The 16,870-nt window shown below is 59.3% G+C and carries 14 protein-coding genes; 3 read left to right on the plus strand and 11 right to left on the minus strand.

What is annotated here, in order from left to right; translation table 11 throughout:
• Positions 1-168: 168 nt before the first annotated feature.
• Genes WIR04_RS11780 through WIR04_RS11790 form a run of 3 tightly spaced genes read left to right on the plus strand, consistent with a single transcriptional unit; the run spans position 169 to position 4,433 of the window.
• Positions 169-1,263: a putative 2-aminoethylphosphonate ABC transporter ATP-binding protein gene (locus WIR04_RS11780; protein WP_338887077.1), complete on the plus strand. Its 1,095-nt coding sequence runs from the start codon at positions 169-171 to the stop codon at positions 1,261-1,263.
• On the plus strand, positions 1,260-3,008 hold the full coding sequence (locus WIR04_RS11785; RefSeq protein WP_338887079.1) for a putative 2-aminoethylphosphonate ABC transporter permease subunit: 1,749 nt from the start codon (positions 1,260-1,262) through the stop codon (positions 3,006-3,008). The genes WIR04_RS11780 and WIR04_RS11785 overlap by 4 nt, the downstream gene beginning before the upstream one ends.
• An 18-nt stretch (positions 3,009-3,026) precedes the next feature.
• Complete coding sequence (locus WIR04_RS11790; RefSeq protein ID WP_338887080.1) at positions 3,027-4,433, plus strand: FAD-dependent oxidoreductase; 1,407 nt, start codon at positions 3,027-3,029, stop codon at positions 4,431-4,433.
• Between the two features lie 100 nt (positions 4,434-4,533).
• On the opposite strand, the gene WIR04_RS11795 is transcribed toward WIR04_RS11790, so the two are convergent.
• The 11 genes from WIR04_RS11795 to sdhC form a co-directional block, all read right to left on the minus strand.
• Entirely contained in the window at positions 4,534-4,989 is a 456-nt protein-coding gene (locus WIR04_RS11795; RefSeq protein ID WP_338887081.1) for a YcgN family cysteine cluster protein, read from the minus strand.
• A 328-nt stretch (positions 4,990-5,317) separates the two neighbouring features.
• Positions 5,318-5,944, minus strand: a complete 627-nt coding sequence (locus tag WIR04_RS11800; RefSeq protein ID WP_338887082.1) for a LysE family translocator — start codon at positions 5,942-5,944, stop codon at positions 5,318-5,320.
• Between the two features lie 107 nt (positions 5,945-6,051).
• Positions 6,052-6,762 carry an AraC family transcriptional regulator gene (locus WIR04_RS11805; protein ID WP_338887083.1) on the minus strand — a complete coding sequence of 237 codons (711 nt, stop codon included), beginning with the start codon at positions 6,760-6,762 and terminating at the stop codon, positions 6,052-6,054.
• 428 nt (positions 6,763-7,190) lie between these two features.
• A complete protein-coding gene (sucD, locus tag WIR04_RS11810; RefSeq protein ID WP_139435410.1) occupies positions 7,191-8,063 on the minus strand; it encodes a succinate--CoA ligase subunit alpha in 873 nt (290 codons plus the stop codon).
• Entirely contained in the window at positions 8,063-9,229 is a 1,167-nt protein-coding gene (sucC, locus tag WIR04_RS11815) for an ADP-forming succinate--CoA ligase subunit beta (protein ID WP_338887084.1), read from the minus strand. Before sucC ends, sucD begins: the two co-directional genes overlap by 1 nt.
• 106 nt (positions 9,230-9,335) lie before the next feature.
• The gene (gene odhB, locus WIR04_RS11820; protein WP_025326738.1) at positions 9,336-10,526 is read right to left on the minus strand and encodes a 2-oxoglutarate dehydrogenase complex dihydrolipoyllysine-residue succinyltransferase; all 1,191 of its coding nucleotides are present in this window, start codon (positions 10,524-10,526) and stop codon (positions 9,336-9,338) included.
• Between the two features lie 92 nt (positions 10,527-10,618).
• Positions 10,619-13,429 (minus strand): 2-oxoglutarate dehydrogenase E1 component, encoded by a 2,811-nt coding sequence (gene sucA / locus WIR04_RS11825; RefSeq protein ID WP_307764571.1) that lies wholly within the window; start codon positions 13,427-13,429, stop codon positions 10,619-10,621.
• Between the two features lie 114 nt (positions 13,430-13,543).
• Positions 13,544-14,260: a succinate dehydrogenase iron-sulfur subunit gene (locus tag WIR04_RS11830; protein ID WP_025326736.1), complete on the minus strand. Its 717-nt coding sequence runs from the start codon at positions 14,258-14,260 to the stop codon at positions 13,544-13,546.
• 17 nt (positions 14,261-14,277) lie between these two features.
• Positions 14,278-16,044 carry a succinate dehydrogenase flavoprotein subunit gene (sdhA, locus tag WIR04_RS11835; protein WP_025326735.1) on the minus strand — a complete coding sequence of 589 codons (1,767 nt, stop codon included), beginning with the start codon at positions 16,042-16,044 and terminating at the stop codon, positions 14,278-14,280.
• Between the two features lies 1 nt (position 16,045).
• A complete protein-coding gene (gene sdhD / locus WIR04_RS11840; protein ID WP_005326929.1) occupies positions 16,046-16,390 on the minus strand; it encodes a succinate dehydrogenase, hydrophobic membrane anchor protein in 345 nt (114 codons plus the stop codon).
• Complete coding sequence (gene sdhC / locus WIR04_RS11845) at positions 16,384-16,773, minus strand: succinate dehydrogenase cytochrome b556 subunit (protein WP_025326734.1); 390 nt, start codon at positions 16,771-16,773, stop codon at positions 16,384-16,386. Before sdhC ends, sdhD begins: the two co-directional genes overlap by 7 nt.
• Positions 16,774-16,870 lie beyond the last annotated feature (97 nt).

Genomic DNA, 16,870 nt, shown 5'->3' on the forward strand with positions numbered 1-16,870 from the left:
TTTTTGTTTCACCCTCGATTGGCGACGCCTCGCCCATCTGCATAGGGCCAAGCCACCTGCCGAATGTCCGCCGTCATCTGACTGTCATCGAGCTGTCATCCCGCGATCACCTGACCGTCACACTTTACCCGCAAACTGGTATATACCAAATCAGTAGCGAGTCGAACCATGACCCAGCCCTATCTGGACATTCAACATCTCAACAAGCAGTTCGGTGCTTTTCAAGCCCTCAAGGGGATCTCTCTGACCATTGAGCCGGGGGAGTTTATCTGTTTTCTCGGCCCCTCCGGCTGCGGCAAGACCACATTGCTGCGAGCCATCGCCGGGCTGGATCTGCCGGACAGCGGCGAGATCTGGCAAGGGGGACGGGAGATCTCCCTGCTACCTCCCCAGGAGCGGGACTTTGGCATAGTGTTTCAGTCCTATGCCCTCTTCCCCAACCTGACGGTGGCCCAGAACATCGCCTTCGGCCTTGAGAACCAGGGGCTGGCACGGGATGCCATCAAGGAGCGGGTGGATCACTGGCTGGCTCTGGTGGATCTCGATGCCCAGTCCCACAAGTACCCGAGCCAGATCTCCGGCGGTCAGCAGCAGCGGGTGGCGCTGGCCCGGGCGCTCGCCCTCTCCCCCGGTCTGCTACTGCTGGACGAACCGCTCAGCGCCCTGGATGCCCTGGTGCGCACCCACCTTCGCAGCGAGATCCGCGCCCTGCAGCAGCGCCTCGGTATCACCACCATCATGGTGACCCACGATCAGGAAGAAGCCCTGACCATGGCGGACCGCATAGTAGTGATGGAAGGCGGCCGCATCGTACAGGTGGGCACACCGCAGGAGATCTACCACCAGCCTGCGAGCCGCTTCGTGGCAAGCTTCGTCGGCACCATGAACTTCCTCGAGACCCTGGTGCTCGGCCCCACTCAGGTGCGCCTCAACGAACAGCCCTTGACGCTCGCCAACCAGGCAGCTGCCGGCAGCAAATTGCAGGTGGCGATCCGCCCCGAGGCGATCACCCTGGGCGCCCCCCATGAGCCTTTTCCTGGTCAACATGGCGTAGAAGCGCAGATAGATCAGGTGGAGTTTCTGGGTGCCGCCCAGCGCCTTATCTGCACCGCCGACACCTATCTGGGCCCACAGCAAATTCTGGTAGAGCGCCCGACCCAAGAGCTGCCCCACCACGAACGGGGTGGCTGGCGAAGCGGCATGCGCTGCTCCCTGCACTGGCCCGCCGGAGCGATGCAGCTGTTTGAAGGAGAGCGCCCATGACCGCCCCCCTCGCGACCTCCTCTCTGCTGCCGCCAGCGACAGCCCGGCAAGACGCCCGCTGGCAGCGCCTTTGTCGCGGCTGGAGCCGGGATCAGCTGCTGCAACTGATCCTGCTGGTGCTCGGTATCGCCCTGCTGGTGGGGGGCCTCTTGCTGCCGCTGCTCACCATGCTGCAAAAGAGCCTGCAGGATGAAAACGGCCTCTCGGTGGGCCTTGCCAACGTCAAAGCCTACTTCGACTCCCCTCATCTGGGGCGCACCCTCGGCAACACCCTCTGGCTCGGGGTGCTGATCACCGCGCTGGTCGTGACCATCGCCTTTGGCTACGCCTATGCCCTCACCCGCACCTGCATACCGGGCAAGCCCCTGTTTCGCCTCATCGGCCTGATCCCGCTCTTGATGCCCTCCCTGCTGCCCGCCATCAGTCTGGTCTACTGGTTTGGCAATCAGGGGATCGCCAAGGGGCTACTTGGCGGCGAGAGCATCTACGGCCCCATCGGCATCGTCATTGGCCTTGGCTTCTGGTGCTTCCCCCACGCCCTGATGATCCTTATCACGGCACTGGGTCAGAGCGATGCCCGCCTTTATGAAGCTTCCCGGGTGCTCGGCAGCAGCGGCTGGCGCACCTTTGTCACCGTCACCCTGCCTACCGCCCGTTATGGCCTGCTCAGCGCCGCCATTGCCGTCTTCACCCTCACCATCTGCGACTTCGGGGTGGCCAAGGTGATTGGCGGCCAGTACAGCGTGCTGGCCACCGACATCTACCGGCAGGTGATCGGCATGCAGAACTTCTCGCTGGGCGCCGTTGCCAGCGTCACCCTGCTGCTGCCGGCGCTGCTCAGCTTTGCGCTGGAGCACAGGGTACGCAGCAAGATGCAGGAGCAGAGCAGCACCAAGGCGGTGCCCTATAGCCCCACGCCCCATCGGCTGCGGGATCTGCTGGCACTCGGCTGGTGTTCGCTGTGGGCCCTGCTGTTTCTGGCGCTGGTGGGCATGGCGGTCTATGGCTCCCTGGTACAGTTCTGGCCCTACAACCTCGGGCTGACGCTCGATCACTACGCCTTCGACAGCAACAGCGTTTACGGCTGGCAGCCCTTTACCAACACCCTGCAACTTGGCCTCTATACCGCGCTTATCGGCACAGTGCTGGTGATGGTGCTGGCCTGGGCACAGGAGAAGGGACGTCACTTCCCATGGCTACGCCAGTTGCTGCATCTGCTCGCCATGTTGTCACTGGCGGTACCCGGCATGGTGCTGGGGCTCGGTTACATCTTCTTTTTCAACGGCAACCCGCTCTTTGGCAGCCTCTACGGCACTCTCTATGGCACTCTGCCGCTGATGGTGCTCTCTTGCGTCATCCACTACTACACAGTGGGTCATATGACGGCGCTGACCAGCCTCAAGCAGTTGCCCAAGGAGCTGGAGTTGGTGGCCATCTCATTGCGCATTCCGCTCTGGAAGGCGTTCTGGCGGGTCACCCTGCCCGCCTCCCTGCCTGCGCTCTTGGAGATCTTCATCTATCTGTTCGTCAATGCCATGACCACCACCTCGGCGGTTATCTTCCTCTACTCGAGCGACAGCGTGCTCGCCTCCATCGCCGTGCTCAATATGGAGGATTCCGGCGATACCGCCGCTGCTGCCGCCATGGCCACCCTGATCCTGCTGGCCGCCGCCACCGTCAAGCTGCTCCAGCTCTTTTTGAGTCGCGCCCTGCTGGATCGCACCCAGCGCTGGCGCCACCAATAACCTTATCGAGGAGTCATGATGTCCACTCTCCCCTTCTGGCTGGCCGAAGCGCTCGCCGCCGAACAGCCCGAGCCCCCCACGCCCCTTCAAGGCCAGCACGAAGTGGATGTCTGCATCGTCGGCGGCGGCTTTACCGGGCTCTGGAGCGCCATTGCCCTTAAACAGGCCGAGCCTCACTTGCGTATCCTGGTGCTGGAAAAAGATCTGTGCGGCAGCGGCGCCTCCGGGCGCAATGGCGGCTGCCTGCTCATCTGGTCGGCCAAATACCTGACGTTAAAGCGCCTCTTTGGCGAAGAGCAGGCTGCCTGGCTGGTGCAAAGCTCCGAGCAGGCGGTGCACGAGATCGCTCGCTTCTGCGAAAAGCACAACATAGAGGCAGAGCTGAGGGTCGAGGGCACCTGCTACACAGCCACCAGCGAGGCACAACGCGGCCTGATGGATCCGGTAGTGCGGGAGCTACAGCAGGCCGGCCTTAACCAGTGGCAGGCGATTGAAGAGGATGAACTGGCGAGCCAGAGCGGCTCCCAGGTTCATCTGGAGGGGCTCTACAGCCCCCACGCGGGCTCGGTGCAACCGGCACTGCTGGTGCGCGGCCTGCTGCGGGTGGTGCGGGAATTGGGGGTCGAGGTCTATGAAGGATCGCCTATGCAGCGCCTTGAGGCGGGCAAGCCTGCACGGGTGCAGACGCCAGAGGCCATCGTCCACGCCCGCAAGGTGGTGCTGGCCCTCAACAGCGCCATGACGGCGCACTTTCGCGAGTTTCGCCGCAGCATAGTGCTGGTCTCCTCGGATATGGTGATAACCGAACCCGCGCCACAGGCACTTGCCGCCCAGCAGCTCGCGCACGGCCGCTCCGTGGTGGATGGCCGCACCTTCGTGCACTACTACAGATCCACCCCGCAAGGGCGGCTGATGCTGGGCAAGGGGGGCAACACCTTCGCCTTTGCCAACCGCCATCTCGCCGAGTTCGATGCCCCCAGCCGTTATCTTGCCCCTCTCACCTGTACCCTGCGCCGCTTTTTTCCTGCCCTCAAGGATGTGCCCATCGCCGCCAGCTGGTGCGGCGCCTCCGACCGCTCGGTGGATGGCCTCCCCTTCTTCGGCCACTGGCGAGCGCAGCCCAACGTTGTCTACGGCCTCGGCTATTCCGGCAACGGGGTGGCGCAGAGCTGGATCGGTGGCCAGATCCTTGCGGCCCTGGTGCGCGATGAAGTGCGGGAAGAAGACAAGCCGTGGCGCGAATGCGCCCTGGTGAGCGGTCCGCGCGGCTATTTTCCACCCGAGCCGTTTCGCTGGCTGGGGGCCATGGCGGTGCGCAACGCCATCCGGCGCAAAGAGAAGGCGGAAGATGAAAACCGCCCAGTGCCCTGGTATGACAAACAGCTGGCCAAACTTGCCGATGCGGCGGGCAAGGCCGACAAATAGGGGCCGCACGGCACGCCAACATGCAGAAGGGGCAGGAGAGTATGACTCCCCTGCCCCTTCGCAGTTAGTACGGCGGATGGCCCGATAGACAGGCCTGGCGTTAGCTGGCCCAGGTGATGATGTGATCTATCCAGTCGCCAGCATCCACCTCGTGCACCACCTTGCCGCGCACCGACTGACCGGCCTGATGCATGGCGCTGCGGCTGCCGGTGATGAGCGGGTGCCACTCAGGCAGGCTCTGCCCCTCCGCCAGCAGGCGGTAGGCACAGCTCGACGGCAGCCAGTCATACTCGGCAATCTTGTCGAAGGTGATCTGCAGGCAGTCCGGCTCTTTTTTAAAGCGGTTCCCGTAGTCGGAGCACTGGCAGGTCTTGGTATTGAGCAGGTTGCAGGCCACGTTGGTGAACACCAGCTCCTCGGTGTCCTCGTCGATCAGCTTGTTCAGGCAGCACTTGCCGCAGCCGTCGCACAGGGACTCCCACTCGGACATGGTCATCTGTTGCAGGCTCTTCACCTGCCAAAAGGGGGCGTTCTGCACGGGTTCACTCTGCTGCATAAAAGTTGGCTCACTCAATACACTGACAAGCGCGTGGTTATACGCCCTATGGCCTGATTTTTCAAGGTTGGCGGCTATGACACGATTACGAAGCGAATGCTGCCAACAGTAGAAACAGAGGTTATCTCGATGCAATGCAGTCGTAACCTGACAGTCCAAGCACCTCTGACTGAAGGGGCTATACAGAGTCGATTCATATCGTTCTGTATCATTATCTTCCTTAATTCAGGAACGGTGGATAACCCAATATTTCCGCGGTCAAAAGGAGGTGATCCCAGAACTACTACAAAACATCCCACAGGGTATTGTCACCATTTAGCACTGTGATTCATATCTGGCTAGATAATACTAGGTTTAACGCCATTCCTATTAATACAATGCTGCAAGACTTGTTTAGTCCGACTTGAACTGCCGGTCGAGATTGTATCCAAGGAGATAATACTCCAGCCATGTAGCCTATCGGCAACTTTACAAACAATGTAAGCAATGCAAATGCTGCCCCTAAATATAATAATGTCTGCATCGGTTGAGTACTGTCCGCACTAACAAACTGAGGAAGATATGCAAAATAGAAGACTGCTATCTTTGGATTACTTATATTAGAGAACATTCCTTTAAAGAAAAAGGAATACATGCTTCCACCGGTTTCTTCCACATTGTTGAAACCAATTGCTGGCGCTTTAAATAGTTTTATCCCAAGATAGAATAGGTAAGCTGCACCAATATATTTCATAATATTAAAGGCGAACTCAGATGTTTGTAACAAAGCACCTAATCCTAACGCTACCAAAAGCGTATGACCCAACAATCCAGTCGCGACTCCAGAGGCTGTAATCATGCCAGCCTTAGAGCCTCTGGCTATTGAATTGGATAGTACTAACACCATATCTTGCCCTGGAGCCAAGACGATTAATAATGATGTGGTTACAAAAAGGAATACTGCTGAGTCTATCATGGATGATCATCTCAAGTTCTATATCAAGTTTCTAAAAGATACCATTATATTTTCACCTCTAGTTTGTTGATAAGCCGATTTAGTATTGCCAAAAGCTGATTGTTGTATTATCTCGCTCTCAGCTTTCTGGGCGGATAGCCGAAGTACTGACTAAATCGAGAACTAAATGCAGATGAGTCCTGATATCCGACATCACCAGCTATAACATTGATAGGGTAGTCAGTATTGACCAGCAGTGCTCTTGCTTTCTCCATTCTCAGGTGTAACAGATATTGCCCTGGTGTTTGACCTGTTTCTTTTTTAAATAACGCCTTGAATTGACTTATGCTCAGACAAGCCACTGATGCCAATTCATCTAGTGAAGGTGACATACGGATATCGTTTTCCAAGAGTTCTATTGCTCGGGAGATTCTCTTATCTGTATTAAGTAGAAATGGTTGTTCACTCAGAAGCTGGAAAAACCATTTCCCCATACTGCTTTCCAGTGTCGGACTAGTTCGGTACTCAAGTTGCTTTTGAACAAAGAAGCAGAAAGCTTGAACAGGCTCAGAGATTTTCACAAAAGATTCTTGTAGCTTCTCTATATTTGCAGGAAGTTCACTTAGATCTGCAACCAGAAAATATGACCCTTTTTCTGGTGCAAATGTGTGCTCATCCCCTGCAAGAGTTATGATACATTGTCCAGGAACCCCTCTTCCTGTATGCCGGCCTGTATGCATGTCAACAGCCCCGATCAAAGGGAACACTAGTTGGTGATGATCATGTGCATGAGTATGTGATACAAACGTATATGAGCGAATTGAAAGTTTAGCCGTCATATGTACACCAACGTTGTGTGCATCCATTCGCCAACGGATTTATCTTAGCTGACGTGCATTGAAGAGATGGATGATGTATGTAACGTGCTAGACTAGCATTAATTCTTTTAAGATATCAAGTATGCCGTCTTGTCAATGGCTTCTTATTATCTACACCTCCTTTTATTGACGAGCAGATAAATAAAGGCATGCAAATGCCATATATCCCCTCAGTTCTGCCTGTTTCTGCGCTATTGGCTCATAAACGTTCATCCTTGGCAATTACTCTAACTGAAGGAGTCATCTGTAATAATGGTAATCAGCGCTGAGGTTAAAATAGTGAAGCGCATTTAGACACTATTGGAAAGGATGTCCATATAAGGTTTTCAATCATAAAAAAGCCGACCCTAAGGTCGGCATTTTCAATTAGAGATAACAGGCTAAAGAACTTACCAGCCGGTTACTTCACGCAGGGCCTTGCCGATATCGGCCAGGGAGCGCACGGTTTTTACGCCGGCATCTTCCAGGGCGGCAAATTTCTCTGCTGCCGTGCCTTTACCACCGGCGATGATGGCGCCCGCATGACCCATGCGCTTGCCAGCAGGGGCGGTGACACCCGCGATGTAGGAGACCACCGGCTTGGTGACGTTAGCCTTGATATAGGCCGCGGCTTCTTCCTCGGCGCTACCGCCGATCTCGCCGATCATCACTATGGCTTCAGTCTTGGGATCGTTCTGGAACATCTCCAGGATGTCGATGAAGTTGGAGCCCGGGATGGGGTCGCCACCGATACCGACGCAGGTGGACTGGCCGAAGCCCTCGTCCGTGGTCTGCTTGACCGCTTCGTAGGTCAGGGTGCCGGAGCGGGAGACGATGCCCACCTTGCCCGGCTTGTGGATGTGGCCCGGCATGATGCCGATCTTGCACTCACCCGGGGTGATGACGCCCGGGCAGTTGGGCCCTATCATGCGCACGCCGGTTTCCTGCAGCTTCACCTTGACCTGCAGCATGTCCAGGGTCGGGATGCCTTCGGTGATGGTGACGATGAGCTTGATGCCCGCGTCGATGGCTTCCAGGATGGCGTCCTTGCAGAACGGGGCCGGAACATAGATGACGGAGGCGGTGGCGCCGGTGGCTTCCACGGCGTCACGGACTGTGTTGAACACCGGCAGGCCCAGGTGAGTGGTGCCGCCCTTGCCTGGGGAGACGCCGCCGACCATCTGGGTACCGTAGGCAATGGCCTGTTCGGAGTGGAAGGTACCCTGACCGCCGGTGAAGCCCTGGCAGATCACCTTGGTGTCTTTGTTGATCAGAACGCTCATTATTTGGCCTCCGCTGCTTTAACCACTTGCTGAGCTGCGTCAGTCAGACTCGTTGCGGCGATGATATTGAGGCCGCTGTCGGCCAGTTTACGGGCACCCAGTTCGGCATTGTTGCCTTCCAGACGCACTACCACGGGCACCTTGACCCCCACTTCCTTGACCGCGCCGATAATGCCTTCCGCGATCATGTCGCAGCGCACTATGCCGCCGAAGATGTTGACCAGCACGGCTTGTACCTTGCTGTCAGACAGGATGATCTTGAAGGCCTCGGTCACGCGCTCCTTGGTGGCGCCGCCGCCGACGTCCAGGAAGTTGGCCGGTGAACCGCCGTGCAGGTTGACGATGTCCATGGTGCCCATGGCCAGACCGGCGCCGTTGACCATGCAGCCGATGTTGCCATCCAGCGCCACATAGTTCAGCTCCCACTGGACGGCGTGCGCTTCGCGGGGGTCATCCTGGGAAGGATCGTGCATCTCGCGCAGCTTGGGCTGACGGTACAGGGCGTTGGCGTCGATGTTGATCTTGCCGTCGAGGCAATGCAGGTTGCCCTTGTCGGTGATGACCAGGGGGTTGATCTCCAGCAGGGCGAAGTCGCAATCCAGGAACATCTGGCCCAGACCCATGAAGATCTTGGTGAACTGCTTGATCTGATCGCCGACCAGACCCAGCTTGAAGGCCAGCTCGCGGGCCTGGTAGGGCTGCGGGCCCACCAGGGGATCGATGGCAGCCTTGTGAATGAGTTCCGGGGTTTCGTGGGCGATCTTCTCGATGTCCACGCCACCCTCGGTGGAGGCCATGAAGACAACGCGGCGGCTGCCACGGTCAACCACGGCGCCGAGGTAGAGCTCCTTGGCGATGTCGGTGCAGGACTCTACCAGGATCTTGGTGACCGGCTGACCGTTGGCGTCAGTCTGATAGGTCACCAGATTCTTGCCGAGCCAGTTCTGGGCGAAGGCACGGATCTCGTCCTTGCTCTTGGCCAGCTTGACGCCGCCCGCCTTGCCGCGCCCACCGGCGTGGACCTGGCACTTGACGACCCAGGTATTGCCGCCAATCTTGTCGGCCGCTTCGGCCGCTTCCTGCGGGGTAGCGCAGGCATAACCTTCGGAGACCGGCAGGCCATACTCGGCAAACAGCTGTTTTGCCTGATATTCATGCAGATTCATAGATGCTCTATCCGTGTTGTAGGTATTTCCGTCCGGGGCTCGTGTTTCTCAATCCCCTGTGAATGGGGGCCTGGGCGGCCCCTCGTTATCTTTCAGTCACTCTTGCTCAGACATCCAGCAGCAGACGGGTCGGGTCTTCCAGCAGCTCCTTGATGGAGACCAGGAAGCCCACGGACTCGCGGCCGTCGATGATGCGGTGATCGTAGGAGAGCGCCAGGTACATCATCGGCAGGATCTCGACCTTGCCGTCGACGGCCATGGGTCTGTCCTGGATCTTGTGCATGCCCAGAATGGCGCTCTGGGGCGGGTTGATGATGGGGGTAGACATCAGGGAGCCGAACACGCCGCCGTTGGTGATGGTGAAGTTGCCGCCGGTCAGTTCGTCCACGGTCAGCTTGCCGTCACGGCCCTTGCCCGCCAGATCCTTGATGGCCTTCTCGATGTCGGCGAGGCTCATGTTGTCGCAGTCACGCAGCACAGGGGTCACCAGACCACGGGGGGTGGAGACGGCGATACTGACGTCGAAGTAGCTGTGATAGACGATATCGTCACCGTCCAGCGCCGCGTTCACTTCCGGGTAGCGCTTGAGGGATTCGACAACGGCCTTGACGTAGAAGGACATGAAGCCGAGCTTGATGCCGTGCTTCTTCTCGAAGATCTCGCCGTACTGCTTGCGCAGCTTCATGATGGGCGCCATGTTGATCTCGTTGAAGGTGGTCAGCATGGCGGTGGTGTTCTTGGCCTCCAGCAGACGCTCGGCGATGCGCTTGCGCAGACGGGTCATGGGCACGCGCTTCTCGGTGCGACCAGCCAGCGGGGCTATGGGCGCAACCGGTGCGGCAGCCACTGCAGCGACGGGGGCTGCCGGCTTGCCCAGGTTCTTGATGAAGGCATCCACGTCTTCCTTGGTGACGCGACCACCCTTGCCGGTGCCGGTCAGCTTGGCCACGTCGATGTCGTGCTCGGCCACCAGGCGGCGCACTGAGGGGCTCAGGCCGTCGGCAGCGTCATCGGCTGCCACTTCCACCGGCTTCTCCTTGGTCTCTTCACCGGCCACCGGGGCCGCCTTGAGGATGGCGATCAGCTGGCGGGAGAGCACTGTCGCGCCTTCCAGTTGCAGGATGTCACCCAGCACGCCGGCTTCCGGCGCGGGGACTTCCAGCACGACTTTATCGGTTTCGATGTCAACCAGTACTTCGTCACGGGCAACCAGATCACCCGGTTTCTTGTGCCAGGTGGCGATGGTGGCGTCCGCCACTGATTCCGGCAGGTCCGGTACCTTGATCTCGATAGTCATGTAATCAGTTCCTTGTTACTTCTTGGCCAGCAGGCTTGTTCCAGAGACGGAGAGGGTCGGCTTCACGGAGCCCCCTCCCCTTCACAACTCGTTTATTCCAGGGTCAGCGCGTCTTCCACCAGGGCTTTCTGCTGCTTGGCGTGGACAGACATGTAACCGACGGCCGGTGAGGCCGAGGCCGGGCGACCGGCGTAACGCAGACGGGCATTGCTTGGCAGCACGCTGTCATAGTGATGACGGGTGCTGTACCAGGCGCCCTGGTTCTGCGGCTCTTCCTGACACCAGACGAAATCGGTGACGTGGGCATAATCGGCCAGGATGGCGCGCACTTCCTCTTCCGGGAAGGGGTAGAGCTGCTCGATCCGCACCAGGGCCACGTCCTGCTGCTCCGCCTTGCGACGGGCATCGAGCAGGTCGTAGTAGACCTTGCCGGAGCAGAAGACCACCCGCTTGACGGCTTTCGGATCCAGGGCGTCGATCTCGCCGATGGCGTTCTGGAAAGTGCCTTCCGCCAGTTCGTCGAGCTTGCTCACCGCCAGCGGGTGGCGCAGCAAGGACTTGGGCGTCATCACGATGAGCGGACGGCGCATCGGGCGCACCACCTGGCGGCGCAACATGTGGAACACCTGGGCAGGGGTGGAAGGCACGCATACCTGCATGTTGTGCTGGGCACACATCTGCAGATAGCGCTCCAGACGGGCGGAGGAGTGTTCCGGGCCCTGCCCCTCGTAACCGTGGGGCAGCAGCATGGTCAGACCGCACATCCGGCCCCACTTCTGCTCGCCGGAGGAGAGGAACTGATCCACCACCACCTGGGCGCAGTTGGCGAAGTCGCCGAACTGGGCTTCCCAGATGGTCAGACCGGCCGGCTCCGCGCTGGCGTAGCCATATTCGAACGCCAGTACCGCGTTTTCGGTCAGCACCGAGTCGTAGATCTCGAACGGACCTTGCTCGTCGTGCAGGTTGCACAGCGGGGTATAGGTGCTGGCATCGGTCTGGCTGTGCAGCACGGCGTGGCGATGGAAGAAGGTGCCACGGCCGGAGTCTTCCCCGGTGAAGCGGATACGGGAACCCTTGTCCACCAGGGTGGCGTAGGCCAGGGTCTCGGCGAAGCCCCAGTCCACCAGCTTCTCGCCGGCGGCCATCAGGCGGCGATCTTCGTAGATCTTCTCGACCTGGCGTTGCAGCACATGGGTCGCCGGGTACTGGCTGATGCGCTCGCCGAGGGACTTGAGGTGATCCATGGGCACTGTGCTGTCATAGGGCATGGCCCAGTCGTGACCCAGGTACGGGGTCCAGTCCACGGAGTGCAGCTCCATGGGACGCCACTCCTTGCTCACCCGCTCGCCCCGATCCAGGGTATCGCGATAGTCGTTGACCAGGGTGGTGGCCAGCTCGGGAGTGATGGTGCCTTCGCCAATCAGCTGGTCGGCGTAGATCTTGCGCGGCGTCGGGTGCTGCTTGATCTTCTGGTACATCAAGGGCTGGGTCGCGCTCGGCTCGTCCGCTTCGTTGTGACCGTGACGACGGTAGCAGACCAGCTCGATCACCACGTCGCGCTTGAAGGTATTGCGGTAATCCAGCGCAATCTGGGTCACCAGCACCACGGCTTCCGGGTCGTCCCCGTTGACGTGCAGTACCGGCGCCTGCACCGCCTTGGCGATGTCGGTACAGTATTCGGTGGAGCGCAGGTCACGTTGATAGGAGGTGGTGAAGCCGACCTGGTTGTTGATGACGATGCGCACAGTGCCGCCGACGCCGTAGGCACGGGTCAGGGACATGTTAAAGGTCTCGGCCACCACCCCCTGCCCCGCGATGGCGGAGTCACCGTGGATGGTGATGGGCAACACGCTGGAGCCGTCCTTGTCACCGCGTCTGTCCATGCGAGCACGCACGGAGCCGATGACCACGGGGTTGACGATCTCGAGGTGGGACGGGTTGAAGGCCAGCGCCAGGTGGACGTTGCCGCCCGGGGTGGCGAAGTCGGAGGAGAAGCCCATGTGGTACTTCACATCCCCTGTGCCCCAGGACTCGCCGTGCTTGCCGGCGAACTCGTCGAACAGGTCCTGGGCGCGCTTGCCCAGCACGTTGATCAGCACGTTCAGGCGACCGCGGTGGGCCATGCCGATGACGGCCTCCTTGCAGCCCTGCTCACCGGCGCGGCGGATCAATTCTTTCAGCATGGGCACCATGGCATCACCCCCTTCCAGGGAGAAACGCTTGGCCCCCGGGAACTTGGCGCCCAGGTATTTTTCCAGCCCTTCGGCGGCGGTCAGGCTCTCGAGGAAGCGGGTCTTCTCCTCGGTGCTGTAGTTGCCCTTGGCTTCGATGGATTCAAGACGGTCTTGCAGCCAGCGCTTCTCCTCGGTGGAGGTGATGTGCATGTAGTCTGCACCTATGCTGCTGCAGTAGGTTTTCTTCAGCGAGGCGTAGAGATCGGAGAGCACCATGGTCTCGCGACCGATGGCGTAGGAGCCCACATTGAAGGTGGCTTCCATGTCTGCGCCCTGCAGGTTGTGGAAGGCGGGATCCAGTTCGGCAACGGTTTCACGGGTCCAGAGGCCGAGGGGATCCAGATTGGCATTCTGGTGACCGCGGAAGCGGAAGGCGTTGATCAGCTGCAGTACGCGCACCTGCTTGGCATCCACCTGGGGATCGGAGACCGGAGCGCTGTAACGGGAGGGATCCTTGGCCAGGCGGCGGAAATAGTCGCGAACCTGGGAATGGGGTTGTTCAACTGCATGGCCATTGACCTGGGGCAGCTCGCTAAACAGGCTGCGCCACTCATCGGCCACGGAGTCGGGGTTTTCCAGGAAGGATTCGTACAAATCCTCAATGTAGCTTGCATTCGCACCAGCCAGGTGAGATGACTCCAACCAGGCCTTCATCACGCCGTTATGCATTTCTATCCCTTGTACATCTTGTTCACTGCAGCGCAGCTTGTAGGGTCATAGCCATCCCGGGACGGGATGGCTATCCAGAGGTCGGGCCCGGCGCAAGGCGTCCTGGCCCTGGTATCAAACAGCCCGGTTGAGCAACATCGACTTGATCTGACCGATGGCCTTGGTCGGGTTCAAGCCCTTGGGACAGACGTTCACGCAGTTCATGATGCCGTGGCAGCGGAACACGCTAAAGGCGTCATCCAGGTTGCCCAGTCGTTCAGTGGCGGCGGTGTCGCGGCTGTCTGCCAGCCAGCGGTAGGCGGCGAGCAGCCCGGCCGGGCCGATGAACTTGTCCGGGTTCCACCAGAAGGAGGGGCAAGAGGTGGAGCAGCAGGCACAGAGAATACACTCGTACAGGCCATCCAGCTTGGCGCGCTCTTCGGGGGATTGCAGGTGCTCACGCACGGGCGGCAGTTTTTCATCGTTGATGAGGAAGGGCTTGACCTTCTCCCACTGGGTGTAGAACTGGGTCATGTCGATCACCAGATCGCGGATCACTGGCAGACCAGGCAGGGGCCGGATGACGACCTTGTTGCCCTTCTTCAGCAGATCGGAGAGCGGGGTGATGCAGGCAAGACCGTTCTTGCCATTCATGTTGAGACCGTCTGATCCACAGACCCCTTCGCGGCAGGAGCGGCGGAAGGAGAGCGTGGGATCCAGCTCTTTGAGCTGGATCAGTGCGTCGAGCACCATCATGTCGGAACCTTCAGGAATATCAAGACGATATTCCTTCATATGCGGGACGTTATCAACATCCGGGTTGTATCTGTAAACAGAGAATGTGACGTTCATTGTGGTTGCCTCCGCAATCAGTAAGTCCGCACCTTGGGTGGGAATGCCTCACGGGTTTTCGGAGACATGTTGACAGCACGACGGGTCATGGACTCGGTGTCCGGATGATAGAGGCTGTGGCACAGCCAGCTCTCGTCGTCACGCTCCGGGAAGTCGAAGCGGCTATGGGCGCCCCGGCTCTCGGTACGGAAGTTGGCGGCAACCGCGGTGGCAAACGCCGTCTCCATCAGGTTGTCCAGCTCCAGGCACTCGATGCGCTGGGTGTTGAACTCCTTGGAGGTGTCGTCCAGACGGGCATTCTTGAGGCGCTCGCGGATGAGTTTCAGCTCGGCCAGCCCTTCTGCCATGGCGTCCCCTTCACGGAACACGGAGAAGTTGTTCTGCATGCAGCGTTGCAGGTCACGGCGGATCTCGGCGGGATCCTCGCCATCGCGGTTGTTCTCCCAGCGATTGAAGCGGGCCAGCGCCGCGGCGATATCGGATTCGGAGGCCTCGCGACCATGATCCATCTCGCCCAGGGTCTCCACCAGGTGCATGCCGGCGGCACGACCGAACACCACCAGATCCAGCAGGGAGTTGCCACCCAGGCGGTTGGCACCGTGCACGGAGACGCAGGCTATCTCCCCCACCGCGAACAGGCCGACCACAGGGACGTCGTTGCCGTCTTTATCCTGAGTCAGGCACTGGCCGTTCACGCTGGTCGGCACGCCGCCCATCATGTAGTGGCAGGTCGGGATGATGGGAATGGGTTCCTTGACCGGATCCACGTGGGCGAAGGTGCGAGAGAGCTCGCAGATGCCCGGCAGACGGGATTCCAGCACCTCTTTGCCGAGGTGATCCAGCTTGAGCTTGATGTGCGGACCCCAGGGACCGTCACAACCACGGCCTTCTCGGATCTCGATCATGATGGAACGAGCCACCACGTCGCGACCGGCCAGGTCCTTGGCGTTCGGCGCATAACGCTCCATGAAGCGCTCGCCATCTTTATTGAGCAGATAGCCGCCTTCACCACGGCAACCCTCGGTCACCAATACCCCTGCCCCGGCGATGCCGGTGGGGTGGAACTGCCAGAACTCCATGTCCTGCACGCCAACCCCGGCACGCAGTGCCATGCCGACGCCGTCACCGGTGTTGATGTGGGCGTTGGTGGTGGACTGGTAGATACGACCGGCGCCGCCGGTGGCGAGCACCGTGGCCTTGGCCTTGAAGTAGACGACTTCACCGCTCTCCATGTCGATGGCGGTACAGCCAACGATGTGGCCATCCTGGTTCTTCACCAGATCCAGGGCATACCACTCGGAGAAGACGGTGGTCTTGTTCTTGACGTTCTGCTGATACAGGGTATGCAGCAGGGCGTGACCGGTCCGGTCGGCCGCGGCCGCGGTACGGGCCGCCTGCTCGCCGCCAAAATTCTTGGACTGACCGCCGAAGGGGCGCTGATAGACAGAGCCGTTGTCGAAACGGGAGAAGGGCAAGCCCATGTTCTCCAGCTCATAGATGGCCTCGGGGCCGGTCTTGCACATGTATTCAATCGCTTCCTGGTCACCGATGTAATCGGAGCCCTTGACGGTGTCATACATGTGCCACTGCCAGTTGTCGTCATGGGCATTGCCCAGGGCGACCGTGATCCCGCCCTGGGCGGAAACCGTGTGGGAACGAGTCGGGAAAACCTTGGAAAGCAGTGCGCAGCTCTTGCCGGACTGGGCAATCTGCAGCGCGGCGCGCATGCCGGCACCACCGGCACCGATCACGACCGCATCAAATTCACGAGTTGGAATAGTCACCTTACACACCCCACAGCACGACGAAACCCGTCATCAGATAGACGAACAGCACCACCACCAGCGCAAACTGCAGCGCACCGCGCAGCCCGACCGGCTTGATATAGTCGGTCAGCACCTGCCACAGACCGATCCAGGCGTGGATCAGGACGCACAAGAGCGTCAGCAGCGTGAAGACCTTGGTGAAGGTTGTGGCGAAGAAGCCGGTCCACACCTCGTAGGTAATGTCGTTGAAGGCGACAAAGCCGACCAGATAGAGGACGTAAGCCGTCATGATGAGGGCGGTGGCGCGGATCAGGATGTAATCATGAACACCGCTGCGCCCGAAAGTTGCAGAATTGGTTACCATACCAGTACCCCCGCCAATACCGCCAGAATCCCGGTAATCACGAAGCCCACCCGGGCACTCTGATTCGCGGAATCCAGCTCTTCCCAATGCCCCATGTCCATGACCAGATGACGCAGGCCGCCCACTATGTGGTATGCCAGCGCAGTCAGGATCCCCCACAACACGAACTTGACCAGGAAGTTGTCCATGATGGCAACGACGGTTTCAAATCCTTCGGGAGAGGAGAGTGAAGTACCAAGCATCCACAGCAAGATGGCCAGCGCCACAAAGGTGATGACCCCTGAGACACGGTGCAAGATGGAAGCGATGGCGGTGACAGGAAAGCTGATCGTTTGCAGGTCGAGGTTTACAGGTCTCTGTTTATTTTTCACGGCTTTGCCCACTCAGCTCCATTGAGCACGTTAGTTATTGTTTTCACACGCTTTGAGGGCTAGGAGTGGCATTTGTTAGGTTTTTGTTACCAAAACAACTCAGAAAAGC

The sequence above is a fragment of the Aeromonas rivipollensis genome, from assembly GCF_037811135.1.
GTDB lineage: Bacteria > Pseudomonadota > Gammaproteobacteria > Enterobacterales > Aeromonadaceae > Aeromonas > Aeromonas rivipollensis.